The following is a 25,387-nucleotide window of genomic DNA, read 5'->3' on the forward strand; positions in this document are numbered from 1 at the left end:
TCGTCAGCGACGTCCGGTGCGGATCACGCGGGTTCTCGCATCACACCGAAGTGCCGCGCGGTTCCGGACACCCCGGGCAGCTCCTGCACCGGGGACCATGTGGCGAGACCGTCCGTGCTGTCGGAGTACAGGTACTTCCCGTCGATGTAGGCATCGAGGTAGATGCGCCACACGTCGTTCGGCAGCTGGACCAGGGCCGGACCCTCGACCATGGAACCCCACGCGCCGGGGGCGACGAAGCGGTAGGGCCCGAGCACGGTCGGCGCGACGGCATGCTCGACGAACTTCTTCGTCTCGTTCTTGGTGAACGCGTGGTACGTGGATCCGACCTTCACGATCGTCGTGTCGATGTGGTCGGCTCCGATCCCGTCGAGTGGCACCGGAATGCTCCACGAACTCAGAGAGTCGTCGAGTGCCGTCATCAGGTACGGCACGAAGCCGCCGCCGGTCGACAACGACAGGACGACGTGCACCTTGTCGCCGTCGACGAACCATTCCGGAGCCCAGGCCTTGGTGACGAACGGCGACAGCGACGGGCCGTCGGCGAAGCCTGCCGACTCGGAGAGGAACGGGATGCGTGGGCCCTTGCCGTCTCCTGTGCCGGGCATGAACGCGCAACAGAACGGCACCGGCTGGGTACCTGTGAACGTCCAGTTCACCCGGTCCGGGCTGCGAGCGAAGCCGATGTTCGCACCGTCGGCCGTCGTGTAGGTGAGGCGGTACGACCCGTCGGTGTGGCGAAAGATGCTGGGGTCCCGCATCAGTCCCGACGGCGGTCGGAACGCGGACGTACGCTCCGGCGTGAACGTGGTCCCGTCCGACGACCGATACACGTCGAGGTCACGGTCGCTGGCATTGCTGAACGCGACCATCGTGTAGGTCCATTCCGCTGGAGCGGCAGCACTGCTCGCCGGGGCGGCGACGAGCAGGCTCGCCACGGCGAGAAGCACCATCGGTAGGCCGGACAGTCGCCTGCGTCGGAGGGTCGTCACCGATGCAGTCTCCCAGTCCCATCTGTCTCATCCGCACCAGGATTCACATCGGTGCTGGATCGTTACGCAGGTCGTTCACAGGAAACGTCCAGCGTCCTCGCACCGCGGGTGCAGAAAGCATTCGTAACGTCCGACCCATGATGTTCTACAGAACTCCCACACCCGCCGGTTTCCCGCGAGGCAGCCGCACGGCCCTCGCCTCTGTTCTCGTGGCCGGCAGTCTGCTGCTCGGCGGCTGCAGCGCCGCCACCGAGAACGCGGCGACACCGGCCTCCGCCACCACGAGCCAGGAGGCCGCCGTGTCCACCGCCTCCGTCACCGAGGGCGCGACCACCACCGCGGCCACGATCAGCGACAGCGCCACGGCCGCCGAGGCTTTCCTGGCGACGCTCACCGACGCGCAGCGCGAGCAGGTCACCTATGCCTACGACGACGAGACCAAGACGACGTCCTGGTCCAACTTCCCCGTCACCTTCGTCGACCGCGCCGGCCTGAACCTCGCCGACCTCACCGACGAGCAGCGCGCCGCCGCCATGACCGTGCTCGAGTCGCTGCTCGGCGACGACGCCTACTCGACCGTCACCGGCATCATGGGCGGCGACGAGTACCTGCACGAGAACAGCACCTCCACCGAGGACTCACTCGGCCAGTACTACATCGCCTTCTTCGGCGACCCGTCCGCCACCAGCGCCTGGGAGATCCAGTTCGGCGGACACCACCTCGGCATCAACGCCACCCTCTACGGCGCCGCCGACGCCGTCACCTTCGCCCCCACCCACCTCGGCGTCCAACCCGCCGAGTACACCACTGCCGACGGCACCGACGTGCAGCCGTTCGACGGCATCTGCACCGACGCCTTCGCCTTCTACGACAGCCTCACCGACGAGCAGAAGACCACCCTGTACCAGGGATCGGACGTCGCGGCCATGGTGTGCGCGCCCGGCAGCACCTGCGACTTCCCCACCGGCACCGGACTTTCCGGCGCCGACCTCACCGACGAGCAGAAGCAACTGCTCCTGCAGGTCATCGCGAACTGGGCCGGCATGGCCGACGAGGAGACCACCGCCGACGCGCTCGCGACCATCGAGGCGACGCTCGACACGACCTACGTGAACTGGTCCGGCGCGACCACCTACGACATGAGCCAGGGCGACGGAATCCACTTCCAGATCAGCGGACCGGACGTCTACGTCGAGTTCGCAGCACAGCAGGGCTCGGCCGGGGCGGACGTCGCGGGCGTCACCACCTCGGGGTGGGGCCACGTCCACACCATCTACCGCGACCCGAGCAACGACTACGCGAACAGTGTCACGCAACAGGAGTCGACCGGAATGGGCGGCGGCGCGATGCCGGGTGGGGGCTTCTGACGATTCCACGGTTGCGCCGGGCGGTTCGCGGCGGGTAGTCAGGTGCAGATGAAGACCTACGAGCTACCCGGCACCGATCTCCGCGCGTCCAGCGTCGTGCTCGGCCTCATGCGCATCGAGACGCTGAGCGACGAGGAGATTCGAACACTCGTCGGCACCGCGCGTGATGCGGGAGTGTCGGTCTTCGACCACGCGGACATCTACGGCAGCGATCGTCACGCCTGCGAGCGCAGGTTCGGCGACGCCGTGTCGTTCGCATCGGATCGAGACGACGTCATCGTCCAGAGCAAGGTGGGCATCCGAGAAGGGTTCTACGACTTCTCGTCCGAGCACATCCTGACCACCGTCGACGAGTCTCTCGCCGCCTTGCGTACCGATCACCTCGACGTCCTGTTGCTGCACCGGCCGGACACCCTCGTGGAGCCGGCCGAAGTCGCGGCGGCCTTCGACACGCTGCACACGGCGGGCAAGGTGCGGCATTTCGGAGTCTCGAACCACACTCCCGGACAGATCGAGGTGCTGAAGACCGAGGTGCGACAGCCTCTGATCGTGAACCAGGTCCAGCTGAGCATCACGCATGCACCGCTCGTGGCGGCCGGTCTCGCGGCGAACATCGCCGGGCTCGAGCAGTCGGTCGACCGCGACAACGGTCTGCTCGATCACGCGCGACTGAACGGCGTCACTCTGCAGGCGTGGTCACCGTTCCAGAAGGGGACGTCGGACGGCGTGTTCCTCGGTGATCGCGAGAACTACCCCGAACTGGACGACGCGCTCCGCGAGCTCGCCTCCCAGTTCGGAACCACGCCCACCGCGATCGCCACCGCGTGGATCACCCGGCACCCGGCGAACATTCAAGTGGTGCTCGGAACCACCAACCCCGGCCGCGTGCGGGAAGCTGCCGCCGGTTCGGACGTGGTTCTGAGCCGGGAGCAGTGGTACCGCCTCTTCCGCGCTGCAGGGCACACGTTGCCGTGATGCCGGTGAACCATGCACTCCCGAACACCGGGATTCCCGCGCCCGCAGGAGAGAATCGTCGTCGAACACCCCTCAGTAGCACATCGACGAGGAGCAGCGCATGCGCCCGCACGTCCACCTCAGCGGTCAGCTGATCTGTCGGGACGATGCCGAGTCGGCCGTCGTGTCGGAGTGTCTGCCCCGCCATGTCGAGCTGACCCGGGCCGAACCCGGGTGCGTGTCCTTCGACGTCCAGCAGAGCGACGACCCCCTCGTGTGGCAGGTGGACGAGTACTTCACCGACGACGCCGCCTTCGCACGACATCAGGAGCGAGTCTCGTCGAGTGAGTGGGGCAGACGGACGGCGGGCATCGGACGGCGGTACGTCGTGGAGCGCGAGCGCGACGTCGCCCCGACGACGAGGGGGCCGTTACGCACCGCAGGCATCTCTCTGGATTGTGCCGATCCGGAGGAACTCGTTCGGTTCTATCTGGCCCTCCTCGGTGATCGTCGACTCTGGGGTGACGACCAGGCGTCCGGGATGCGCACCGATGAGGGGCTCGTCCTGGTGGCGCAGAAGGTCGAGGAGTACACACCTCCCGAGTGGCCCGGAACCGCCGTGATGCATCTGGACATCGACGCGGGCAACGACCTGGCCGGTGCAGTCCGGTACGCAGAAACCTGTGGCGCGCGACAGTCCGAGTCACAGGTCGACTCTCGGTGGGCTGTTCTCCTCGATCCGGCCGGACATCCGTTCTGCATCACGACGATGGTGTGGTCCGACCGATGACGAGTCCGGCGCGGTGGCCCAGCGCTCGATCGGGCGGTGGAATCCGGTGCAGCAGTCCGCGCTGTACGCGGTTCAGTGCACCGGATTCGCTCTGCGCGGCCGGCGTGCCGTTGTTCGTCGTCGATTGGCAGTGGCTGTTCACTCGTCGGTCGAGTCGAACAGTGCACGCACCACACCGTCGAGCGTCGGCGACGAGACGTCGGCCTCGCCGAAGGCGGCACTGGGCACCTTCTCCTCGCGGCGGCACCATCCGGTGCGCATTCCCGCGCGTCCTGCGCCCTGGAGATCCCAGGAGTGCACCGCCACCATCGCGCACCGGTCCGCGGTGACTCCGGCGCTCGACACCGCCAGCTCGTACGGCGCCGCTGCCGGCTTCCACGCGCGGACGTCGTCGATGCTGAGCACTCGTTCGACCCGATCGGTCACACCCGCCCGGTCGAGGAACCCTGCTGTCGAGTCCGCGCTTCCGTTGGACAGGGTGAACACTCGCGCACCACTGGCGACAGCGGCGTCGAGTGCCGCGACGACGTCCGGGTGCGGTGTCGTCTCGGCGAACCCTCCGACGACGTGCTCGATGTCGGCGTCGGAGACGAACCCACGGGTGTACGCCCGCAGAGCGGACGATGCCACGACGGCGAACGGCTCGTACGCACCGGACAGGGTCAGCGCCATGCCGTCACGCAACAGGTGCGCGAACCATCCGTCGAACGACGACGACGGCGGCGCCACCGAGATGAACCTGTCGCGGACGATGTCGAGATCGGCGAGTGTGCCGACCACATCGAACACGACGACATCAGGAGCAACGGGTTCTGCCATGCCACCGGCGTACCCGACGCGGGGAGACGCCAACCCCGAGCCCATCCGTGTCGCCGACTGTCACCCGCCCGCCGCCACCCGGGTGTGCGCGGTCATGAGGACGGTTCCCACAATGGACTCGAGTCCCTCGCCCAGTGGTTCAGCACTGAGATCGGCGAGGATCTGTCTGCACAACAGCCGAACTGGAGTATTCGTCTCCTGCGACCGCCACCTGATCAGTGCGAAAGCCTGATCGTCCGTGATGTCGAGGACGACCATGACGATGCCCTTGCACTGATCGATGACCGCGCGTGACTCGAGCGCCGCTCGAAGACCGTCCACCTGACGTTGGGCGTCGTCGGCTCGCCGGGCGATCGCGAGCAACGACTCCACCACGGTGACACAGATCGTCGACGTGTCCGCGTCCGCGTACTCGAACCCGTGATCGCTCCGGCTGTAGAGGTTGAGAGCCCCGTAGCGCTCATCGCCCACCGACACCGGTGTGGACAGGAAGCTCCGCATTCCCGTGTCCGCGTTCCGTGTCCAGAACTCAGGATACCTCTGCGCGGCAACCCCGCTCGTCACACGGACCGGCGTCCGGGTCGCCGCGGCCTCCAGGCACGGGCCCTCGTCGGCGTCGTACTGAGCACGGTCGACAGCTCGGACGCACCCGTCGGTACCACGATCGTCACCGGTCTTCCCCGTCGAATGACTGTCATGCCTGCCGCGTCGGCTCCGGGTACGGCGTCGACGAGGTTGTCGCACATCTGCTCCAGCGTCGCGTCCACGTCTCCGATGGATTCGAGGAACGAGGTCATCTTCCCGACCACCTCGGCGACGGAGGTCAGAGCCGCATCCGAGGGGCTCCGAGCCATGTGCCGTGCGTCGTCCTCACAGTGCTTCTCGAGCATGAGATCACCGAGTCCTTTCAGGGCTCGTCGGTTGCCGCGTCTCCGGTGTCCGATCGGGCCACGCCCACGGTGAAGGCATTCGCCAACTCGTCGAGCACTCGCTCCGCTCGCGCGGCGCGCCAGGTGTCACCGCACTCGAGCAACCTGTCGCGGTGCGATGCGAAGTGGGCGCTGAGCAACGGGATGAGGTCGACCGGGATGTACATCGATCCCCGTGACGGCCGGGCCTCGAACACCTGGTCCACCTCGACGCCGATGTCCCCGGTCATGACGCATCGCTCAGCGTCGCGGGCAGCCCGCCGCCCGTTCGACGACGCTCGGCGAGCAGTCGCTCGAGTGCCATCAATCTGAACACCTCTTCTGCGGGGGCGTTCTCTCGTACGGCAGCGCGTCGTCTCTGCACGATCGCCACCACGTCGTCGACGTCGGCCGTCCGGTCCATGTCGTCTGCTCTCGACACCATGGCGTTCTCCCTTTCCGACACCGGACGAGTCGTGGAACAGTCGGGCCGATGCCTGGTCTCCGGCCGTCGCCCGGCCGGGAACGAGCGCGCGGCTCGGAGCATCGACCGCTGGGTCAGGTCGATACCCGTAGGGAGTTCCTGTAAACACCACGAACGTATCGACGTGGGGTGCCGAGAGGACGGAAGGACGGTGTCGGTGCCCCCACCGGGACTCGAACCCGGAACACAAGGATTTTAAGTCCTCTGCCTCTGCCAATTGGGCTATAGGGGCCTGCTCGAGGCCAGCCTATCGTGGGCCGTTCAGGAGACGCCTGGTCCCGTCTCGACCGGTCGCGCGGGATCCGACGACCACGCGGACCAGGATCCCGGGAACAGGGCCGCATCGATACCGGCGAGTGCGAGCGCTGCGATCTCGTGCGCCGCGGTCACACCGGAACCGCAGTAGACGGCCACCTCGTCGCCAGGCCGAATACCCATGCCCGCGAACCGATCGCGCAGTACATCGGGTGCTACGAAGGTCCCGTCGACGGTCACGTTGTCCGACGTCGGCGCGCTGAGAGCGCCGGGAATGTGGCCGGCACGGGAATCGACGGGCTCGACCTCCCCGCGGTACCGCTCCCCCGCACGTGCGTCGAGAAGACGACCGGGGAATGTGGCGGCAGCGTCTGCCGTGACCGTCGGCAGATGGCCCTCGGACAGCGTCACGTCTCCAGCCCGCGGCGCGGTCTCCTCGCCCGACCGCGTGGGTAGTTCGGCCGCCTGCCACGCGCCGAGTCCACCGTCGAGCATGCGCACAGTCTCGACGCCCGCCCAGCGCAGCAGCCACCACGCCCGAGCCGCAGCCATGTTGCCGGTGGCGTCGTAGACGACGACGGACGAGTCGGCGTCGATGCCCCATCGCCGCGCATACATCTGCAGATCGTCGAGTCGGGGCAAGGGGTGCCGCCCTTCGGTGGGCTCCCCGTGACCGGCGAGTTCCGAGCCCAGGTCGACGAAAACGGCGCCGGGGATGTGCGCGTCGAGGTAGTGCTGGTGGTTGTCGGGATCACCCAGTGCCCACCTGACGTCGAGCAGCACGGGCGGACGCGGCGACGGCAGCGCTGCGGACAACTCCGACACGGTCACCAGGATCTCCGACATGGCGATCAGAGTACGACTCGGTGTGCCGCGCGCACCGCTCGGTCAGGCAGGGATCACGGGCGGCTCGAAGGTGAACGTCGTCCCGAGCAGCCAGACGAGCAGCAGCACCACCGGGAAGTGGAAGAGGAACTGCAGGAACGTGAATCCGATGAGATCGCGCGCCCGCAGACCCAGGACGGCGAGCAACGGCAGCATGAAGAACGGGTTGATCAGGTTGGGTAGCGCCTCGGCCACGTTGTAGATCTGCACGGTCCAGCCGAGGTTCATCTGCACGTCGGTGGCGGACTGCATGACGTACGGCGCCTCGACCAACCACTTGCCTCCGCCCGACGGGACGAAGAGTCCCAGGATCACGGTGTAGACGGCGATGACCACAGCGAAGGCTCCGCCACCGCCGACCTCGGTGAAGAACGTGGCCAGGTGCTCGGACACCGTGACTCCGCCCCGCCCTTCGGATGTGGTCAGAATCGCGGCCATCGCGGCGTACAGCGGGAACTGCACCAGGATCCCCGCTGTGGCGGGTACGGCCTTGGCGACGGCATCGAGGAACCGTCGCGGTGTGCCGTGCAGCACGAGTCCCAGCATCAGGAACACCAGCAGGTAGCCGTTGAGGCTGCTCACCACCGACAGCACGGGCTTCGAGAGCAGTTGCGACACCAGCCATCCCAGCGTCATCGCCCCGGCGAGGATCGGGAGGATGCGGCTGTACTCGAGCCACTCGCCCGGACGGGTGCGCGTCGGCGGCTCGGCGATGGTGTCGTCGAGATTCACGTCCATGGCCTCGGCGGTCTTGATCGCCGCACCGGTGGGAGCGGAGAGGTGCGCGATGATCACCGTCAGCACGATGATGATCACGCACATGACCAGTGACTGCCACGTGAAGATGGTGGTGCCGAAGTCCAGGACTCCGGTGATGCGGAGCAGGGCCGGCGGGAGCGAGCTCGCGGTGGCCTGGAGCTGCGCCGCGGACGACGACATGCCCAGTGCCCACACCGCGCCCAGGCCCATGAACGCCGCGGCGCCGAGCGCGCGGTAGTCGACGCTCAGATCGCGTCGCCGGGCGATGGCACGAGCGAGCAGTCCACCGAAGACGAGGCTGAGACCCCAGTTCAGAAACGACACCGAGCACGACATGAGCGCGACGAAGCTGACCGCCGTGCGTGGATTGTTCGGCAGCGCGGCCAGTCTCGTGATCAGCCGCGCCACGGGTGGCGACGTGGCCACGACGTACCCGGTGAGCACGACCATGGCCATCTGCAGAGTGAACGCCGTCAGGTCCCAGAATCCGTTGCCGAACGCGTCGACCACGTTCTGCGGCGACGATCCGTTCGCGAACGCGGCGATCGCCACCACGAGCACGCCGACCAGCGCGAAGATGTAGGCGTCGGGGAACCACTTCTCGGTGCCGCGGGCCAGTGCCTGGGCTGTTCGCGCCAGACCCTTCTCCGCGGGTGCGTCGGTGTCGCGGACTGCCATGGTGACCTCCTGGTCGTCGAGCGATCGGTGTGTCGGGGACCACAACGGCCTCGATCGACCCTTCCCGTGCGTCCGCCCGAAGGCAAGAGGCATCACTGCACCCTCGATCTGCGGCGATGCAGGACTGCAGGTGGCACACTGCGTCCATGGCGACAGAGGACGACGTCCGACGTATCGCACTCGCGCTGCGCGAGGTGACGGAGAAGCCGTCGTACGGCACTCCCGGCTTCCGCGTGAAGGACCGACTGTTCGCACGGGTCCACGAGATGCCCGACGTTCTGCTGCTCCGCAGACCGAGCGTCGAGGACCGCGAGGCCCTCATCAGCTCGAACCCGGCAGCGTTCTTCACCACCGAGCACTACGAGGGTCACGCGTCGGTGCTCGTGCGACTGCCCGAGGTGGACGTCGACGAGCTTCGTGACCTGATCGAGGAAGCGTGGGAGTGCCGCGCTCCGGTGACCGTCAGGAAGCTCGGGCCGAGACCGGAATGATCATCGCCCGGCGACGCTGACAGCGATCCCGTCGAGGATGTCGTGCTCGCTCACGACCAGGCTGTCGATTCCGGCTTCGGCACCGATGTGCTCGGCGAGTGTGGCCGCGACGAGGGATCCTCCGCCGATGACGTCGACGCGACCGGGATGCATCGGGCCGAGCACGGCACGGTCCGCTCTCGTCATGCCGAGCAGACGATCACAGACGTCGCGCAGATCGGTGAACGGGATGCGCGACAAGTGGATCGCGTGCGGATCGTAGGCGGGAAGATTCTGTGCCACGGCCGAGAGGGTGGTCATGGTCCCGGCAACCCCGACCCAGGTGCGGGCATCCTTCACGGGTACCGCGTCGAACGCCGGCTGGAGGCGCTCCGAGGTGAAGGCCTGCCCTGCCCTGCGCTCGGCCTCGGTGGGTGGATCGGTGCGCAGGCACCGCTCGGTGAGCCGAACACATCCGATGTCGGCGGAGAAGGCGGCGCGCACACCGTCGGCATCTCCGAGCACCAGCTCGGTGGAGCCGCCGCCGAGATCGACCACCAGGAACGGCCCCTCGTCCGGATCCAGATCGCCGACCGCCCCGGCGAAGGACAGACGAGCCTCCTCGTCGCCCGAGATGACCTCGGCCACTGCACCGTCCGCGACGGAGGCGAGGGTCCGGCGCGTCATGTCGAAGAACAGATCACGATTGTCGGCGTCGCGCGTGGCCGACGTTGCGACCATGCGCACCGCGTCGACACCGCCCAGCTCGGTGATGATGTCGACGTACTCGTGCAGCGCTGCCTCGGTGCGGTCGATCGCCTCGGGTGCGAACGACCCGGTCGCGTCGACACCCTGCCCCAGCCGGACCACACGCATCTCACGCGCGAGGTCTCGGAGACCGTCGTCGTCCACGTCGGCCACGAGCAGGCGGATGGAGTTGGTTCCGCAGTCGATCGCAGCGACCCTCATGCTCGGAGCTCCTCGATGGTGGGCCAGTCCGCGGGCAGGGCCGTGCCACGCAGGGGCCCCTCGGCGGCCAGCGCCACCGACTCGTCGCCCAGCGGATTGGCACCCGGCCCCTTGGCCAGCGAGTGCGCCATCAACACGTGCAGACACTTGACCCGGTCCGGCATCCCGCCGCCGGTGAAATCGGTTCCGAGCGACTCGATCTCGTTGCGCTCGGCCAGATACGCCTCGTGGGCACGCAGGTAGGCCGCGGCGAGCTCCTCGTCCTGCTGCAGCCGCTCGGTCATCTCGCGCATGACACCGGCGGATTCCTGGCGGCTCGCCTCGGCCGTCAGACGCGGATCCGTGAGGTAGAAGAGGGTGGGGAACGGCGTGCCGTCGGGCAGCTTCGGCGCCGTCCTGACGACGGCGGGACGGCCGTCCGGGGTGCGGTAGGCGATCTCGAGCACGCCGCGCGGCTCTCGTCCGAGCTGGGCGGACACGGCGTCGAGGTCTTCGCGCGACACGTCGCTCACTGGGTCTGACTCATTTCCGGATCGGGTGGATCGGCGTGCGCCGAGGCGTCACCGTGGGGTGGTCGCCGTGGACCACAGGTCGCTGTACCAGGGTCCGGGCGGGGGCGGCGGCGGATCGTTCTCGATGTCCGATCGTGCACGCGCGCCGGGCAACTGGACTTGATAGGGGGTCTCGCCGGGCATGACGTAACCGAGGCGCTCGCGTGCCTGTGCGGTGATGTAGGCCGGATCGTCGGTCTGGTCCTTGCGGATCTGGAGCTCGGCCACGCGCTGTTCCAAGGCCACTCGCTCGGCGGCCACCTGGGCGGCGTCCCCGCGCTGGGAGATGTACGTCCGCAACGGAACTGCGAGAGTCAGGGCGAGAGCGCAGATCACCACGGCGAGAACGACGGCCTTGCCCGTCGACAGGCCGAGGAACGTGCGCTCCTTCTTCTCGCCGCCGCGGCGGCGTCCGCGCCGACCGACCAGTGCGGCACCCTCGGTGACGACGTCGTTGACCGCGCCGGCGACGGTCCGGGGCTGCGAGGACCCGGACCCGTCGCGGTGCGTGGATCGACCGGGACGCGCGTCACGGCGCGGCGAACGGCCACCCGGCCGTGCCGCACTGCGTCGAGAGTCCCGGTCCGCCATCGGTGAGCTCAGCTGTCCTTCGAGGTGAAGTCGAGCCGCGGGAACGCCAGCTCGCCCGAGTAGCGCGCGGCGTCGCCGAGTGCCTCCTCGATGCGCAGCAGCTGGTTGTACTTGGCGACACGCTCGCTGCGAGCCGGGGCACCGGTCTTGATCTGTCCGCTGCCCACGGCGACGGCGAGATCGGCGATGGTGGTGTCCTCGGTCTCGCCGCTGCGGTGGCTCATCATCGTGCGGTAGCCACTGCGGTGCGCGAGATCGACGGCGTCGAGGGTCTCGGTCAGCGTGCCGATCTGGTTGACCTTCACCAGGAGAGCGTTGGCGGCTCCCTTGACGATGCCCTCCTCGAGGCGCTCCGGGTTGGTGACGAACAGATCGTCGCCGACGATCTGGACCCGGTCACCGATGCTGTCGGTGAGGGCGACCCAGCCGTCCCAGTCGTTCTCGTCGAGCGGATCCTCGATGGAGACGAGCGGGTACTGGTTCAGCAGGTCCGCGTAGAACGCCGACATCTCCTCCGCGGTGCGGGTGTTGCCCTCGAAGGCGTATCCCGTTCCGGCGGTGAAGAACTCGGTGGCGGCGACATCGAGCGCGAGAGCGATGTCGGAGCCCAGCGTGAGGCCGGTCTTGCCGACGGCCTCCGAGATGAGGTCGAGTGCGGCCTTGGTGCCCGCGAGGTCGGGGGCGAAACCGCCCTCGTCGCCGAGCCCGGTCGACAGGCCCTTGGCCTTGAGGACCGACTTCAGTGCGTGGTAGACCTCGGCGCCCCAGCGCAGGGCCTCCTTGAAGGTCGGCGCACCGATGGGGGCGATCATGAATTCCTGCACGTCGACGCCGCTGTCGGCGTGGGCGCCACCGTTGATGATGTTCATCATCGGCACCGGCAGGATGTGGGCGTTGGGTCCACCCAGGTAACGGAAGAGCTCCAGTCCGGCGGACTCCGCGGCACCCTTGGCCACGGCGAGCGAAACGCCGAGCAGGGCGTTCGCGCCGAGGCGCGACTTGTCGGCGGTGCCGTCGAGGTCGAGCAGTGCCTGGTCGACCGTGCGCTGCTCGATGGCGTCGAGGCCGATGACGGCCGGCGCGATCTCGTCGAGCACGGCGTTGACGGCCTTCTCGACACCCTTGCCGCCGTAGCGATCGCCGCCGTCGCGGAGCTCGACGGCCTCGTGCTCACCGGTGGAGGCGCCCGAGGGCACCGCTGCACGGGTCAGCGTGCCGTCGTCGAGCGCGACCTCGACCTCGACCGTGGGGTTGCCACGTGAGTCGAGGATCTCGCGAGCTCCGACCTGTTCGATGATGGCCACGAATGAACTCCTAGTCAGGCGTTGAACACACAGCTTCGGGCGCGAACCGGTCACCCGTGGTCGGGCGCGGCTCGAAGACAGACTAGCCGCCGCAGCCGCCGCGCTCGATATTCGACGCGCAGGCGGGCAGGCCGGAGGCCGGTCGGTAGTCAGGCGGGCAGGCCGGAGGAGGTCGACGTCAGGACGGCCGGGCACCGACGGAGTAGGCGGAGGCCGCGTCGCGGACGTCCCTCAGGTAGACCCCCGACAGGTTGTAGGCCATGAGGGCGGCCTGCCACCCCTCCGCGGTGGTGAGGTCTCCCCCACGGGCGCAGAGGTAACGCCCCGCGGTGAGCGCGGCGTCGTCGAGGTTGTCGGGGTCGGCGCGGCCGTCCCCGTTGGCGTCCACGCCCCACTTGCGCCAGGTCTCGGGGATGAACTGCATGGGTCCCATGGCGCGGTCGAAGACGGTGTCGCCGTCCAGTTCTCCGCCGTCGGTGTCGGCGATCTCCGCGTTGCCGGCGGTGCCGTCGAGGGGCACTCCGCGGATCGGCGGGGTCGCGGTGCCGTCGGGACCGACGGACGATCCACCGAAGGTGCCGTGACGACTCTCGATACGGCCGATCCCGGCGAGAGTGGTCCAGGCCAGACCGCACCCTGGTGACGAGCGGGCCATGACCGCGGCCGCGTGGCCGTAGGCCTCGAGCGCGGTGCGGCCGATTCCGGTGGGGTCGACCAGCGGTTCCGCCCAGCCGGCGAGCAGGTCGGCCGAGCGACCGGGCGCGTCCACGTCGATCGGCGGCACGGGCGCTCCGGGCCCCGGCGGGATTCCCTCGGGGATCTCCACCGCGGGTCTGCCCGGATCCAGATCGAGGGCACCACAGCCGGAGACGACGGCGGCCGTGGCGAGCGCAGCCGCGACGACGCGGAGGCGCCGGGAGCGCGGTGGGAGCATGCCTCCATCATCCCGAGTCAAAGTAATAGAAGGGTAAAGGTCTTCAAAAGTCCTGGTCGGCGGCTGTTTCGCACCCCGAAGCCGGTGTATGTTCACCTTTCGTATGAGGGTCGCCTTGCCTAAGACGCCCCACTCCACTCGAACCCGGGAGATCCCGCCGTGTCCACAGTCGCCGTCGTCGCGTCCGCGCCGTCCGTCGTGACGCAGATGGTCGGCAGTGGACTGATCGGCGTCCGGGAGGGACTCGAGACCGGGATCGTCGTGATGATCCTGGTCGCCTTCCTCGTGAAGTCCGACCGCCGCGACGCGCTGAAGTGGGTGTGGACGGGTGTCTCGGCCGCCGTGGGCATGGTCGTCGTCGTGTTCGCCGTCATCCACCTCGGCACCTCGACGGTCACGGGCCTCACCGCCGAGATCATCGCCGGCATCGCCTCGCTGATCGCCGTCGCGATCGTCACCGGCATGGTGTTGTGGATGCGGTCGGCCGCCGCCTCCATCTCCGGCACGTTGAAGGCCGGCATGGCCCGCGCGCTCGACGTCGGGCCGGTGGCCGTCACATCGCTCGCCTTCCTGGCGGTCGGGCGCGAAGGGATCGAGACGGCGCTCCTCATGGTCGGCTACGCGGAGAACACCAACGGCAGTTCCTGGCCGCTGCTGGGCCTGCTGGCCGGAATCGCCGTTGCTGCATTCCTCACCGTCGTCCTGTACTTCGGAGCAGTGCGCATCGACTTCGCCCGGTTCTTCCGCTGGACGGGCGTCTTCCTCGTATTCGTCGCCGCCGGAATCCTGGCGTACGGACTGCGGGCTCTGCAGATCGGCGGAATTCTCCCCGGTGGCAGCGCGACCGCGTTCGACATCAGCGACACCTGGGACGCCGGCAGTTGGTACGGCACCGTCGTCGCCGGCATCTTCAACTTCCGCCCCGAGCCGACCGTTCTGCAGGTCGCGGCCTGGGTGCTCTACCTCGTCGTCGTCCTGCCCCTGTTCCTCCGGCGGCCGAAGGCCGTGCCACGAGTCACCGCACCGCAGCCACAACCCGCCGCGTCCTGACCCACACATCTGCTCCAGAACCTCCGGCCTTCCCGCTCCACTACCGACCGGCCTCCGGCCTTCCCGCTCCCGAAAGGGCACCACTGAAATGCGCACCACCACCCGCCTCCTCTTCTGCGCCGCCGCGCTGCCGCTGGCACTCACGGCCTGCACCGAGAAGGAGGCCGCGACCTCGGCCGAGGGCGGCGACATCGTGGTCGACGCGACCGACAGCTCGTGCGACGTCGGTACGACGAGTGCACAGACGGGCAGCTCCACCTTCCAGGTGACCAACAACGGCTCCAAGGTCACCGAGTTCTACGTCTACGGCGAGGGCGACCGCGTCATGGGCGAGATCGAGAACATCGGGCCAGGCGTCTCCCGCCAGCTCATCGTCGCGCTGCCCGAGCCCGCCACGTACCAGACCGCCTGCAAGCCGGGCATGGTCGGCGACGGCCTCCGCGGCGACTTCGTCGTCACGGGTGACGCCAAGGAGTCCGACGCCGACGGGACGCTCGCCGAGGCGGCCGACGGTTACAAGCGCTACGTCGTCAGCCAGGTCACGGCGTTGCAGGAGACGACGGCGTCGTTCGTCACCGCGGTCACGTCCGGCGACGTCGAGGGCGCCAAGGCCCAGTTCCCGCTCGTCCGCACCTACTACGAGCGCATCGAACCCGTCGCGGAGAGCTTCCCCGACGATCTCGACCCCCGCATCGACCTGCGCGAGCCGGACGTCGAGCCGGGTGCCGAGTGGACCGGGTTCCACCGCCTGGAGAAGGACCTGTGGGCACAGGGGCTCCAGCCGGACACGAACGCGATCGCCGCGCAGTTGAAGGCGGACGTCGACGAACTGGTCGCGGGCGTGCAGTCCCCCGACTTCGTGATCGACCCGATCACGGTGGCGGGCGGCGCACAGGGCCTCCTCGACGAGGTCGCCCAGACGAAGATCACCGGTGAGGAGGACTTCTTCTCCCACACCGACCTGTACGACTTCCAGGCGAACGTCGACGGATCGCAGGCAGCGGTGGCGGCTCTCGCTCCGGTGCTGTCCGAGCGGAACCCGGAACTCGCGGCCACCATCGAGCAGCGATTCGCCGAACTCGACACCGAGCTCGCGAAGTACCGCCGGGGTGACGGCTTCGTCTCCTACGACACGGTCACCGAGCCGCAGCGCCAGGACCTGTCGAAGAAGATCGACGCCCTGTCCGCGTCGGTGAGCCAGGTCCAGGGTGTCGTCGCGGGCGCCTGAGCGGACGTCCGACACGGACGCCGCCGCCACCCCGCCGAGTCGACGCCTCTCGCGCCGCGCGCTCTTCGGTGGCGTGGGAGCCGGCGCACTCGCGGTCGGCGCCGGTGCCGCGCTGGGCCGGTCGACCGCACCCGAACCCGTGGTCGCCGACGCGGCCGAGGCCGTGGTGCCGTTCCGCGGCGTCCACCAGGCGGGCATCGTCACGCCCGCACAGGACCGCATGCACTTCGTCACCTTCGACGTGACGACCACCTCGCGCGACGAGATCGTCGCGATGCTCACGAAGTGGACGGCGATGGCCGAACGTCTCACCGTCGGCGCCGAGTCGGTGCCCGGTGGCGTGGTCGGCGGCGGACAGTACGAGCCGCCCGGTGACACCGGCGAGGCCTACGGCCTGATGCCGTCCAACCTCACGCTGACCATCGGCTTCGGCCCGTCGTTCTTCGACAGGTTCGACTTGGGTGACCGCAGACCGGCTGCACTGCAGGATCTTCCGCGATTCCCCGGCGACGACCTCGACCCGGCGCGGAGCGGTGGCGACATCGCGGTGCAGGCCTGCGCCGACGATCCGCAGGTGGCGGTGCACGCCATCCGCAATCTCGCGCGCATCGCGTTCGGCACCGCGTCGGTGCGGTGGTCGCAGCTCGGTTTCGGTCGCACCGCGTCGACGTCGACCGCCCAGGCGACACCGCGCAACCTCTTTGGCTTCAAGGACGGCACGAACAACATCAAGGCCGAGGAAGCGGCGACCGTCGACGAGCACGTGTGGGTGAACGGCGGCGAGTCCGACTGGATGACGGGCGGCACCTACCTCGTGGCGCGGCGCATCCGGATGAAGATCGAACCGTGGGACCGCGCGGTGCTCGGCGAACAGGAACGCGTCATCGGTCGGTCCAAGGCCACCGGCGCGCCACTGGGCGGCACGGCCGAGTTCGACACCGTCGACCTCGGCTCCTCGACCATCGCGAAGGACGCGCACGTACGACTGGCGTCGTCGGAGTCGTTGGGCGGCATCAAGATTCTTCGCCGCGGGTACAACTTCACCGACGGCTCCGACGGCTTCGGCCACCTCGACGCGGGGCTCTTCTTCGTCGCTTTCTGCAGCGATCCGCAGACCCAGTTCGTGCCGATGCAGCAAGCTCTCGCGCGACGAGATGCCCTGAACGAGTACATCTCCCACGTCGGTTCGGCGGTCTTCGCCTGCCCACCGGGAGTTCCGGAAGGTACCGAGGAATACTGGGGCTCGACGCTCTTCGGCTAGACGGTCAGCGGTTCTTCTCGTCCGCCTGCGGCCGATGGTGGGACGCGGCGACGCGTGCGTCGTCCGTCCCCGTCGCCGCGAGCGGTCGGCCGAACATGTCGGTTCCCGGCCAGTACTTGGACCACGCTCGTGCGTCCATCTCGGCCGATCGGACTCCGTCCATGGCGGCGCCGCGCTCCGCGGCCCGTACGTCGGCCACGAACTCGTTGACGGTGCGGCGCAGCGAGTCCTCGGCGCTGGTGGCGCCGTGATCACCCGAGATGTCGATGCGCACCGAGAGCATGGACTCCGGGACGAAGTCCTGAGGGAGCCCGGCCTTGACCGCTCGGGTGATGACCTGCTGGGCGAGCGCGAGCGACGGCTGCGCCATGGCGATGCCGTCGAGACACGACGCGCGTACCTTCTCCGCGGCCTTGCGCTCCTCCCAGGCCTTCTCCTGCGCACCGATGTCGATCGGGGCGCCGGACGTGTCGGCCAGGTGCGGGCTGCGGTGGGTCAACTTGGCCACCAGGGTGGACGCCACGTCGTCGATGTCGAACGCCTCGGCGCCCGCGTCCTTGGCGATGCGCGCGTGGAAGATGACCTGCAGCAGCAGATCGCCGAGCTCCTCCCGGATGGAGTCCGCATCGCCGGTCTCGATGGCATCGAGCAGTTCGTAGGTCTCCTCGAGGAGGTACCCGCGCAGCGACTCGTGCGTCTGCTGCGCCTCCCATCCGCCGAGTGAGCGCAGTTTGTCGATGACGAAGACGGCCTCGGCGAGGTTGCCGCCGCGGGGTACCGGCACCTCGATGACGTCCTCGCCGCGCGTGATGCGTTCCTGGACGTCGGGGTTGTCGCGGCTGGTGCTGATGAGCACCTCGGGCTCGTCGTCGCCCGCGGAGGTGAACCCCGTGAGGCGCCAGCGGATGGAGACCGGCACCTCTTCGGTGAAGCCCACGGGCTTGTCCAGCAACGTCACGGCCTGCACCGGCACCATGGTGGGCCGCAGGGGATCCAGCAGCAGAATCGTCATCGCGCGCTCACACCCCGATCGGTTGCTCGACTCGTACGGAGCCCGCGGGCTGCCCGTCCATCGCGAGCAGCACGTCGGCGACGAACTGCAGAAGTTCCTCGTCGCGGACACGGGCCGAACCGACTCCACCACCTGCCACACGCGGAATCGGGATCTGCACCGTGCCGGTGGTCGCCCGATACTGTGCGCTGGGGTAGAGCCGCTTCAACCGTATCTGCTTGGAGTCGGGTAGGTCCATCGGCGCCAACTTCACCATGGTCCCCGCCATCTGCACGTCCACGATGCCGTAGGAACGGCACAGGATGCGCAGGACGGCCACGGCCACGAGCCGGGCGACCTCGGCCGGCACCGGCCCGTAGCGGTCGGTCAGCTCGTCGATGACCGCGCGGATCTCGGCGTCGTTCTGCGCCGCGGCCAGCTTGCGGTACGCCTCGAGTCGGAGCCTGTCGCTGGTGACGTAGTCCGGCGGGATGTGGGCATCGACGGGGAGGTCGATGCGCACCTCCTTGGGCGCCTCGTCGGTGGTGACGGGGCGGCCGTCGGCCACGGCGCGGTACGCCTCCACCGCCTCGCCGACCAGTCGGACATACAGGTCGAATCCCACACCGGCGACGTGGCCGGACTGCTCCGCGCCCAGCACGTTGCCCGCGCCGCGGATCTCGAGGTCCTTCATCGCCACCGCCATACCGGCGCCCAGGTCGGAGTTCTGCGAGATGGTGGCCAACCGGTCGTACGCCGTCTCGGTGAGCGGCTTCTCCGGCGGGTAGAGGAAGTACGCGTAGCCACGGTCCCGGCTGCGACCCACACGCCCACGCAACTGGTGGAGCTGGGACAGACCCAACGAATCGGCTCGCTCGACGATCAGCGTGTTCGCATTGGAGATGTCGAGGCCCGTCTCGATGATGGTGGTGCAGACCAGGATGTCGAACTCACGCTCCCAGAACCCCTGCACCGTCTTCTCGAGCGCGTCCTCGTTCATTTGACCGTGTGCGACCACGACGCGCGCTTCCGGCACCAGCCGTCGGATGTTCGCGGCGGCCTTGTCGATACTGCTCACGCGGTTGTGAACGTAGAAGACCTGGCCGTCACGGAGCAGCTCACGGCGGATCGCCGCCGCCACCTGCTTTTCCTGATAGGCACCGACGTAGGTCAGGACGGGGTGACGCTCCTCGGGCGGCGTCAGGATGGTCGACATCTCGCGGATGCCCGCCATGCTCATCTCGAGCGTGCGCGGAATCGGTGTCGCCGACATCGTCAGGACGTCGACGTGCGTGCGCAGCGCCTTGATGTGCTCCTTGTGCTCGACGCCGAAGCGCTGCTCCTCGTCGACGATGACCAGCCCGAGGTCCTTCCACTGCACACCGGTCTGCAGCAATCGGTGCGTGCCCACGACGATGTCCACCGTGCCGTCCGCGAGGCCGGCGAACGTCTCCCGCGACTCGGCGGCGTCGGAGAACCGGGACAGCCCCTTGACCGTCACCGGGAAGTTGGCCATCCGCTCGGTGAAGGTCTGCAGATGCTGCTGGGCCAGCAGGGTGGTGGGAACGAGCACCGCCACCTGCTTGCCGTCCTGGACGGCCTTGAACGCCGCCCGGACGCCGACCTCGGTCTTGCCGTAACCGACGTCGCCGATGACCACTCGGTCCATCGGGACGGGCTTCTCCATGTCCGCCTTGACCTCGTCGATGACGGTCATCTGGTCGACGGTCTCGGTGAACGCGAAGGCGTCCTCCATCTCCTTCTGCCACGGGGTGTCCGGCCCGTACGCGTGACCGGGCGCCGCCTGCCGCGCCGCGTAGAGCTGGACGAGCTCCCCTGCGATCTCGCGGACGGCCTTGCGGGCCTTGCGCTTGGTGTTGGTCCAGTCGGATCCGCCCAGCTTGCTCAGGCTCGGCATCTCCCCGCCGACGTAGCGGGACAACTGGTCGAGCGACTCCATGGGAACGAAGAGGCGGTCGCCCGGGTGGCCGCGCTTGCTGGGCGCGTACTCGACGACGAGGTACTCACGGCGTGCCCCGCCGATGGTCCGCTCGACCATCTCGACGAAGCGGCCGATGCCGTGCTGGTCGTGGACCACCATGTCGCCGGCCGTCAACGCGAGCGGATCGACCTGATTGCGACGCTTGGCGGGCAAGCGTTTGCCGTCGCCGGCCGCCGCGACCCGGTTGCCGGTGAGATCGGCCTCCGTCACCACCACCAGGCCGGCGTCACGCAGGACGAGACCCGAGTGCAACGACCCGCACATCACGCCGACGACGTCGGGGCCGGGCTCGGAACCGGCATCGAGAGGGAGCGCCGGCACACCGGCCTCCCGCAGGCGTTCGACCGTGCGCTGCGCCGTTCCCGCGCCCGCGACGACGACGGCCACGCGGCCGCCGGACGCGAGGTGCGCCGTGAACATCTGGAAGAGCGTCGCGAGTGCCTCCTCGGAGCCGCGCACGTCCGGCGCCGCGTCGACGTCGAGCACGATCTCCTCGTCACTGCCCGAGGCGAGCGGACCCACGGTCCACCACGGCCGACCGGCCGCCTCCGCAGACTCTCGGACCTGCCGCAGCGACCGGTACGCGGACGCGCTGAGATCGAGGTCGAGGACGGCGCTCTCGTCCGTCACGCTGCTGGTGTCCAGCGCTGCGGTGTCGAGCGGTGCGGCCGCACCGATGCTCGCGGCAGTCCACGACGCCTCGAGGAACTCCTTGCCGGTCCGCACCAGATCCGTCGCGCGCGTACGCACCTTCTCCGGATCGCAGACCAGCACGTGCGCGCCGTCGGGCAGCGCGTCGGTCAGCAGTTCGAGGCCGCCGGCCTTCAGCACCGGCAGCAACGCCTCCATGCCCTCGACCGGAACGCCGGCGGAGATCTTCTCGAGCATCTCCACCAGGATCGGGTCGCCGGTGTTGTCGGCGGCGAGACGCGCCGCGCGCTCCCGTACGGCCTCGTCAAGAATCATCTCCCGGCACGGCGGCGCGATGACCGTGTCGACCTCCACGTCGGGGATGGAGCGCTGGTCCGCGACCGAGAAGGCGCGCAGGTCCGTGACCTCGTCACCCCAGAACTCGACACGGACGGGGTGATCCGCCGTCGGCGAGAACAGGTCGAGGATGCCGCCGCGCACCGCGAACTCACCGCGTTTGCCGACCATGTCGACACGCGTGTAGGCCAGCTCGACCAGTCGCTTCTGCAACTCCTCGAAGTCGAACTCCGCCCCCACGCGCAGGCCGACGGGCTCGATCTCGCCCAGTCCACGCGCCATCGGCTGGAGCACCGAGCGCACGGTGGTGACGATGATCTTCAGCGGGACGCCGTAGTCGGCGTCCTCCGGCCGGGCGAGGCGCCGCAGCACCTCGATACGACGACCGACGGTGTCCGCTCCGGGAGACAGACGCTCGTGCGGCAGCGTCTCCCAGGACGGGAACTGCGCCACGGCGCCGCCCACCATCTCCGTGAGCTCGGCCGTCAGATCGTCGGCCTCGCGGCCCGTCGCGGTGACGAGCAGGACCGGTGTGGTGCGGGACATGGCCGCAGCGATGAACGCCCGTGCCGGAGTGGGTGCCACCAGGGTGGCCTCGCGGCGGCCGGACAGATCGACGATCTGCGCCAGCGACGCGTCACGCAGTGCGAATTCCAGCAGGCCCGACATCCGGCCCGCACCGTCGTCCGGGGTCTGCGCGGGAGAAACATGGACGGACGGCGAGGACACCAGCAGAACTCCTGACGGAAAGACGACACGATCGTGCACCCGCAACGCTCGACACCCCTCACGGAGATCGATCGGTCGGTGACGACTCGGTATCGATTCTAGGAGCAGTCGCCGACAGAAACGACCGTGGGCCGACCGAGGCGACCGCGACACCGCCGCTCGTCGTCAGGCGCCGTAGCGCAGGACCCGGCGGGCGGCGAACTCACGGAAGTAGTCGAGCTTGCGACCGGGGACCAGCGACGGGAGCAGGTAGTGCCACAGCCGCTCCATGCGCGCCGACAACTCCTTGGTGCTGTCGGTGGCCACCGCGACCATGTGGGCGCCGACGATGACCTCCAGGAACAGCATTCCGGTGGTCACGGGGTCGAGGTCGGCCTCGAGGTCGCCCTCGTCGATCGCCCGACGCGCCAGGCCGGTGTGGTACTCGGCCCAGCCCTCCATGACGTTCTCACCGGTACCGCGGTAGTCGCCGATCTGATGCTTGAGCCGGAACATCGCGGCGACCATCGGATCCGTGATCGCCAGATCGACCGTGATGTACGAGACACCGATCTCGGCCTCGAGAGCGGGGATCCGGCCGTCGTCCAGGGCGCGGCACGCGGTGGTGAGCCGCCGCACGCCCTCGTCGATGACGGCGCGAGCCAGCTCCTCCTTCGACCCGAAGTGGAAGTAGAGAGCTCCCTTGGTGACCTGCGACTGCGAAATGATCTCGCTGAGGCTGGCATTGGCGTACCCGAGCCGTAGAAAGACATGGGCGGCCCCCGCGAGCACCGTGTCTCTGGTGATCTCGGCGCGTGCCTGTCTGACCATGCGATCCGCCTCGAAAGTTTGGGGCATTCAATCCGTGAACAACGCGAGAACGGTACCACTGGACCACTACACAGCACGAGCACTCGTCCCGGAGTCCGAGCGTCGTGTCGTCACGACCGACGAGGTGGTCCACCGTGACCACCTCCGGTGACACTCGCGCTTTCAGCTCCCCAACCGGGGATCGGGCTCCAGATTCGTGAGCCCGTTCCAGCACAGGTTCACGATGTGCGCGGCCACCACCTCTTTCGAGGGAGACCGTTCGTCCAGCCACCATTGCGCCGTCATCGACACCATTCCGACCAATGCCTGGGCGTACAGCTGGGCATTGGCCGGGTCGATGTCGCGGCGGGAGAAGTCACCCGCCAGGATGTGCCCCACCTGGCCGACGGCGTCGTTCAGCAGGCTCGAGTACGTTCCCTCGGCCGCGGCGACCGGGGAGTCGCGCACGAGGATGCGGAACCCGTCGCTGCGCTCCTCGACGTACGTCAACAGGGCCAGCGCCACCCGTTCGACCCGGATCCGGGACCGGTTCTCGGTCAGCGACGACGTGATCATGGACAGCAGCGTGGACATCTCGCGGTCCACCACCACGGCGTAGAGACCCTCCTTGCCGCCGAAGTGCTCGTACACGACCGGCTTGCTCACCTGCGCGCGTTGCGCGATCTCCTCGATGGACGTCGCCTCGTAGCCACGCTCGGCGAACAGCGTGCGGCCGATCTCGATCAACTGGGCCCGGCGCGCGGTCCCCGTCATCCGGACGCGGGGCGCACGTTCCGGTAGGGCGGCGTCACCGGGTGCACGCGGCTGATCGGGCTCGCGGGGCGCGTCGGGCGTCGAGGTCATGGAATCACTGTGACACGCGAGCACTGCGCGGCGAGTGAGGCCTGCGGAGCGTTTTACGGAGCGGGTGCACTCGTGCGAGGATCGACGCGCTCGGCGCACGCCAGCCGAGGCTGTGATCCGCCGTGGTGTAATGGCAGCACCTCTGATTTTGGTTCAGATAGTTCAGGTTCGAATCCTGGCGGCGGAGCCGTGACGCCACAGCGGCGGAGCTGCTGTCGTAGGGCGGCGGAGCCGTGGCGACGAGTGTGGCGGGTCCCCCGCCCGGGGCACATCCGAAGTCGGTCGAGGAGATTCATGACGTCGAAGGTCGCTGTAGTCGTGCTCGCCGCGGGGGCGGGAACCCGAATGCGATCGAAGACTCCGAAGGTTCTGCACGAACTGGCCGGTCGGTCCATGCTCGCGCACGCTCTGCACGCGGCCGACGGGGTGGACCCCGATCACCTCGTCACCGTCGTCGGGCACGACCGCGAGAAGGTCTCGGCCGCCGTCGCCGATCTGGCCGAGACGTTGGGTCGCACCATCGACATCGCGGTGCAGGCCGAACAGCACGGCACCGGTCACGCGGTGCAGTGCGGCCTCGCGTCGCTGCCCGCCGACTTCGACGGCACCGTGGTGGTCACCGCGGGGGACGTGCCACTGCTCGACGCCCACACTCTGCAGGCGCTGCTGCACGATCACCACTCCTCCGCGGAGCCCGTCGCGGTGTCGGTGCTCACCTTCGTCCCCGACGACGCGAACGGCTACGGCCGCATCGTCCGCGACGGGTCCGGCCAGGTCCAGGAGATCGTCGAGCACGCCGACGCGACTCCCGATCAGCTGACCATCACCGAGGTGAACTCGGGTGTCTACGCCTTCGATGCGCAGTCGCTGCGGGTGGCTCTCGACTCGCTCGGCACCGACAACGCGCAGCACGAGCTGTACCTGACCGACGTCCTGAAGATCTCGCGCCGACGCGGCCTGCCGGTGTTCAGCACCCAGCTCACCGACCCGTCGCTGGTGCGCGGCGTGAACGACCGAGTGCAGCTGTCCGAGGTCACCCGCATCCTCAACGAGCACATTCTCGCCCGCCACATGCGCGCCGGCGTGACCGTGATCGACCCGTCGTCGACGTGGGTGGACATCGAGGTCGCCGTCGGACGCGACGCCGTGCTGCACCCCGGCACGCAGTTGCACGGACGCACCGTCATCGGTGAGGACGCGATCATCGGGCCCGACACGACACTCACCGACGTGTCGGTCGGCGAGGGCGCGACGGTAGTCCGCTCGCACGGATCCGACTCGGTGATCGGTGCCGGAGCGACGGTCGGGCCCTTCACCTACCTGCGGCCGAACAGCGACCTCGGCGACCACGGCAAGCTCGGCGCCTTCGTGGAGACCAAGAACGCGACCATCGGAGCGCACTCCAAGGTGCCGCACCTGACCTACGTCGGCGACGCCAGCATCGGCGAGCACTCCAACATCGGTGCGTCCAGCGTCTTCGTCAACTACGACGGCGTCGGCAAGAGCCGGACCGAGATCGGTTCGCACGTGCGCACCGGTTCCGACACCATGTTCATCGCGCCGGTGCGCGTGGGCGACGGGGCCTACACGGGCGCCGGAACCGTCCTACGCCATGATGTACCGGCGGGAGCGCTCGCCGTCTCCGGTGGTCCGCAACGGATCATCGAGGGCTGGGTGCAGAAGAAACGTCCGGGAACGCCGGCGGCAGAGGCCGCCGAACGCGCCCGTTCGACCGAGGAATCACACGTGCACGAACCGAAGGACGGCGAGTAGAGC

25 protein-coding genes and 2 tRNA genes are annotated in these 25,387 nt (G+C 68.6%); 9 read left to right on the top strand and 18 right to left on the bottom strand.

Features of this window, described 5'->3' with window-relative positions:
* Positions 1–23 precede the first annotated feature (23 nt).
* Complete coding sequence (locus HQ306_RS03275) at positions 24–953, bottom strand: glycoside hydrolase family 43 protein (protein WP_222628944.1); 930 nt, start codon at positions 951–953, stop codon at positions 24–26.
* A 176-nt stretch (positions 954–1,129) separates the two neighbouring features.
* On the opposite strand from HQ306_RS03275, the gene HQ306_RS03280 reads away from it, so the two are divergent.
* The 3 genes from HQ306_RS03280 (at position 1,130) to HQ306_RS22030 (ending at position 4,103) form a co-directional block, all read left to right on the top strand.
* Positions 1,130–2,359, top strand: coding sequence for a DUF3500 domain-containing protein (locus HQ306_RS03280; RefSeq protein WP_374197697.1), 1,230 nt, complete (start codon positions 1,130–1,132; stop codon positions 2,357–2,359).
* Positions 2,360–2,407: 48 nt separating this feature from the next.
* The gene (locus HQ306_RS03285) at positions 2,408–3,334 is read left to right on the top strand and encodes an aldo/keto reductase family oxidoreductase (RefSeq protein WP_222627586.1); all 927 of its coding nucleotides are present in this window, start codon (positions 2,408–2,410) and stop codon (positions 3,332–3,334) included.
* 100 nt (positions 3,335–3,434) lie between these two features.
* The gene (locus tag HQ306_RS22030) at positions 3,435–4,103 is read left to right on the top strand and encodes a VOC family protein (RefSeq protein WP_261769692.1); all 669 of its coding nucleotides are present in this window, start codon (positions 3,435–3,437) and stop codon (positions 4,101–4,103) included.
* A 138-nt stretch (positions 4,104–4,241) separates the two neighbouring features.
* Here the strand turns inward: HQ306_RS22030 and HQ306_RS03300 are convergent, their stop codons facing one another.
* From HQ306_RS03300 to HQ306_RS03330, 8 genes are all read right to left on the bottom strand, one after another.
* Positions 4,242–4,922, bottom strand: coding sequence for a haloacid dehalogenase type II (locus HQ306_RS03300; protein ID WP_222627588.1), 681 nt, complete (start codon positions 4,920–4,922; stop codon positions 4,242–4,244).
* A 60-nt stretch (positions 4,923–4,982) separates the two neighbouring features.
* The gene (locus HQ306_RS03305; RefSeq protein WP_261769832.1) at positions 4,983–5,519 is read right to left on the bottom strand and encodes a GAF and ANTAR domain-containing protein; all 537 of its coding nucleotides are present in this window, start codon (positions 5,517–5,519) and stop codon (positions 4,983–4,985) included.
* The gene (locus HQ306_RS22035) at positions 5,483–5,812 is read right to left on the bottom strand and encodes a hypothetical protein (protein ID WP_261769870.1); all 330 of its coding nucleotides are present in this window, start codon (positions 5,810–5,812) and stop codon (positions 5,483–5,485) included. Before HQ306_RS22035 ends, HQ306_RS03305 begins: the two co-directional genes overlap by 37 nt.
* Positions 5,813–5,829: 17 nt before the next feature.
* The gene (locus HQ306_RS03310; RefSeq protein WP_222627592.1) at positions 5,830–6,081 is read right to left on the bottom strand and encodes a hypothetical protein; all 252 of its coding nucleotides are present in this window, start codon (positions 6,079–6,081) and stop codon (positions 5,830–5,832) included.
* Positions 6,078–6,275, bottom strand: coding sequence for a hypothetical protein (locus tag HQ306_RS03315; RefSeq protein WP_222627594.1), 198 nt, complete (start codon positions 6,273–6,275; stop codon positions 6,078–6,080). Before HQ306_RS03315 ends, HQ306_RS03310 begins: the two co-directional genes overlap by 4 nt.
* A 197-nt stretch (positions 6,276–6,472) precedes the next feature.
* Positions 6,473–6,546: transfer RNA gene (locus tag HQ306_RS03320), tRNA-Leu, on the bottom strand.
* Between the two features lie 29 nt (positions 6,547–6,575).
* Positions 6,576–7,415 carry a sulfurtransferase gene (locus HQ306_RS03325; RefSeq protein ID WP_261769694.1) on the bottom strand — a complete coding sequence of 280 codons (840 nt, stop codon included), beginning with the start codon at positions 7,413–7,415 and terminating at the stop codon, positions 6,576–6,578.
* A 42-nt stretch (positions 7,416–7,457) separates the two neighbouring features.
* Complete coding sequence (locus HQ306_RS03330) at positions 7,458–8,891, bottom strand: short-chain fatty acid transporter (RefSeq protein ID WP_056447560.1); 1,434 nt, start codon at positions 8,889–8,891, stop codon at positions 7,458–7,460.
* 146 nt (positions 8,892–9,037) lie between these two features.
* Between HQ306_RS03330 and HQ306_RS03335 the strand changes: the two genes are divergently transcribed.
* A complete protein-coding gene (locus HQ306_RS03335) occupies positions 9,038–9,382 on the top strand; it encodes an MmcQ/YjbR family DNA-binding protein (protein WP_222627595.1) in 345 nt (114 codons plus the stop codon).
* On the opposite strand, the gene HQ306_RS03340 is transcribed toward HQ306_RS03335, so the two are convergent.
* The 5 genes from HQ306_RS03340 to HQ306_RS03360 form a co-directional block, all read right to left on the bottom strand.
* On the bottom strand, positions 9,383–10,330 hold the full coding sequence (locus tag HQ306_RS03340; RefSeq protein ID WP_222627597.1) for a Ppx/GppA phosphatase family protein: 948 nt from the start codon (positions 10,328–10,330) through the stop codon (positions 9,383–9,385).
* Positions 10,327–10,842, bottom strand: coding sequence for a DUF501 domain-containing protein (locus tag HQ306_RS03345; RefSeq protein ID WP_027504060.1), 516 nt, complete (start codon positions 10,840–10,842; stop codon positions 10,327–10,329). The genes HQ306_RS03340 and HQ306_RS03345 overlap by 4 nt, the downstream gene beginning before the upstream one ends.
* A 48-nt stretch (positions 10,843–10,890) precedes the next feature.
* On the bottom strand, positions 10,891–11,472 hold the full coding sequence (locus tag HQ306_RS03350; protein WP_222627599.1) for a septum formation initiator family protein: 582 nt from the start codon (positions 11,470–11,472) through the stop codon (positions 10,891–10,893).
* 8 nt (positions 11,473–11,480) lie between these two features.
* Positions 11,481–12,776 (bottom strand): phosphopyruvate hydratase, encoded by a 1,296-nt coding sequence (gene eno / locus HQ306_RS03355; protein WP_027504061.1) that lies wholly within the window; start codon positions 12,774–12,776, stop codon positions 11,481–11,483.
* Positions 12,777–12,954: 178 nt separating this feature from the next.
* A complete protein-coding gene (locus tag HQ306_RS03360) occupies positions 12,955–13,710 on the bottom strand; it encodes a lytic transglycosylase domain-containing protein (protein ID WP_056447111.1) in 756 nt (251 codons plus the stop codon).
* A gap of 207 nt (positions 13,711–13,917) precedes the next feature.
* Here HQ306_RS03360 and efeU point away from each other — a divergent pair, with 207 nt between their 5' ends.
* From efeU to efeB, 3 genes are all read left to right on the top strand, one after another.
* Positions 13,918–14,760, top strand: a complete 843-nt coding sequence (gene efeU, locus HQ306_RS03365) for an iron uptake transporter permease EfeU (protein ID WP_222628966.1) — start codon at positions 13,918–13,920, stop codon at positions 14,758–14,760.
* An 88-nt stretch (positions 14,761–14,848) separates the two neighbouring features.
* Positions 14,849–15,988, top strand: a complete 1,140-nt coding sequence (efeO, locus tag HQ306_RS03370) for an iron uptake system protein EfeO (protein WP_222627601.1) — start codon at positions 14,849–14,851, stop codon at positions 15,986–15,988.
* Positions 15,969–17,249, top strand: coding sequence for an iron uptake transporter deferrochelatase/peroxidase subunit (gene efeB, locus HQ306_RS03375; protein ID WP_222627603.1), 1,281 nt, complete (start codon positions 15,969–15,971; stop codon positions 17,247–17,249). The genes efeO and efeB overlap by 20 nt, the downstream gene beginning before the upstream one ends.
* A gap of 4 nt (positions 17,250–17,253) precedes the next feature.
* Here the strand turns inward: efeB and HQ306_RS03380 are convergent, their stop codons facing one another.
* From HQ306_RS03380 to HQ306_RS03395, 4 genes are all read right to left on the bottom strand, one after another.
* Entirely contained in the window at positions 17,254–18,261 is a 1,008-nt protein-coding gene (locus tag HQ306_RS03380) for a MazG family protein (protein WP_081821037.1), read from the bottom strand.
* A 7-nt stretch (positions 18,262–18,268) separates the two neighbouring features.
* Complete coding sequence (gene mfd, locus HQ306_RS03385) at positions 18,269–21,958, bottom strand: transcription-repair coupling factor (RefSeq protein ID WP_374197698.1); 3,690 nt, start codon at positions 21,956–21,958, stop codon at positions 18,269–18,271.
* Positions 21,959–22,123: 165 nt separating this feature from the next.
* Positions 22,124–22,768 (bottom strand): ScbR family autoregulator-binding transcription factor, encoded by a 645-nt coding sequence (locus tag HQ306_RS03390; RefSeq protein ID WP_027504067.1) that lies wholly within the window; start codon positions 22,766–22,768, stop codon positions 22,124–22,126.
* A gap of 162 nt (positions 22,769–22,930) precedes the next feature.
* A complete protein-coding gene (locus HQ306_RS03395) occupies positions 22,931–23,521 on the bottom strand; it encodes a TetR/AcrR family transcriptional regulator (protein WP_027504068.1) in 591 nt (196 codons plus the stop codon).
* A gap of 206 nt (positions 23,522–23,727) precedes the next feature.
* Between HQ306_RS03395 and HQ306_RS03400 the strand changes: the two genes are divergently transcribed.
* Both HQ306_RS03400 and glmU read left to right on the top strand, forming a co-directional pair.
* Positions 23,728–23,798, top strand: a tRNA-Gln gene (locus HQ306_RS03400).
* 107 nt (positions 23,799–23,905) lie between these two features.
* Positions 23,906–25,384 (top strand): bifunctional UDP-N-acetylglucosamine diphosphorylase/glucosamine-1-phosphate N-acetyltransferase GlmU, encoded by a 1,479-nt coding sequence (gene glmU / locus HQ306_RS03405; RefSeq protein WP_027504069.1) that lies wholly within the window; start codon positions 23,906–23,908, stop codon positions 25,382–25,384.
* The last annotated feature ends 3 nt before the right edge of the window (positions 25,385–25,387 follow it).

This window comes from Rhodococcus sp. BP-160, from assembly GCF_019836205.1.
Taxonomy (GTDB): domain Bacteria; phylum Actinomycetota; class Actinomycetes; order Mycobacteriales; family Mycobacteriaceae; genus Rhodococcoides.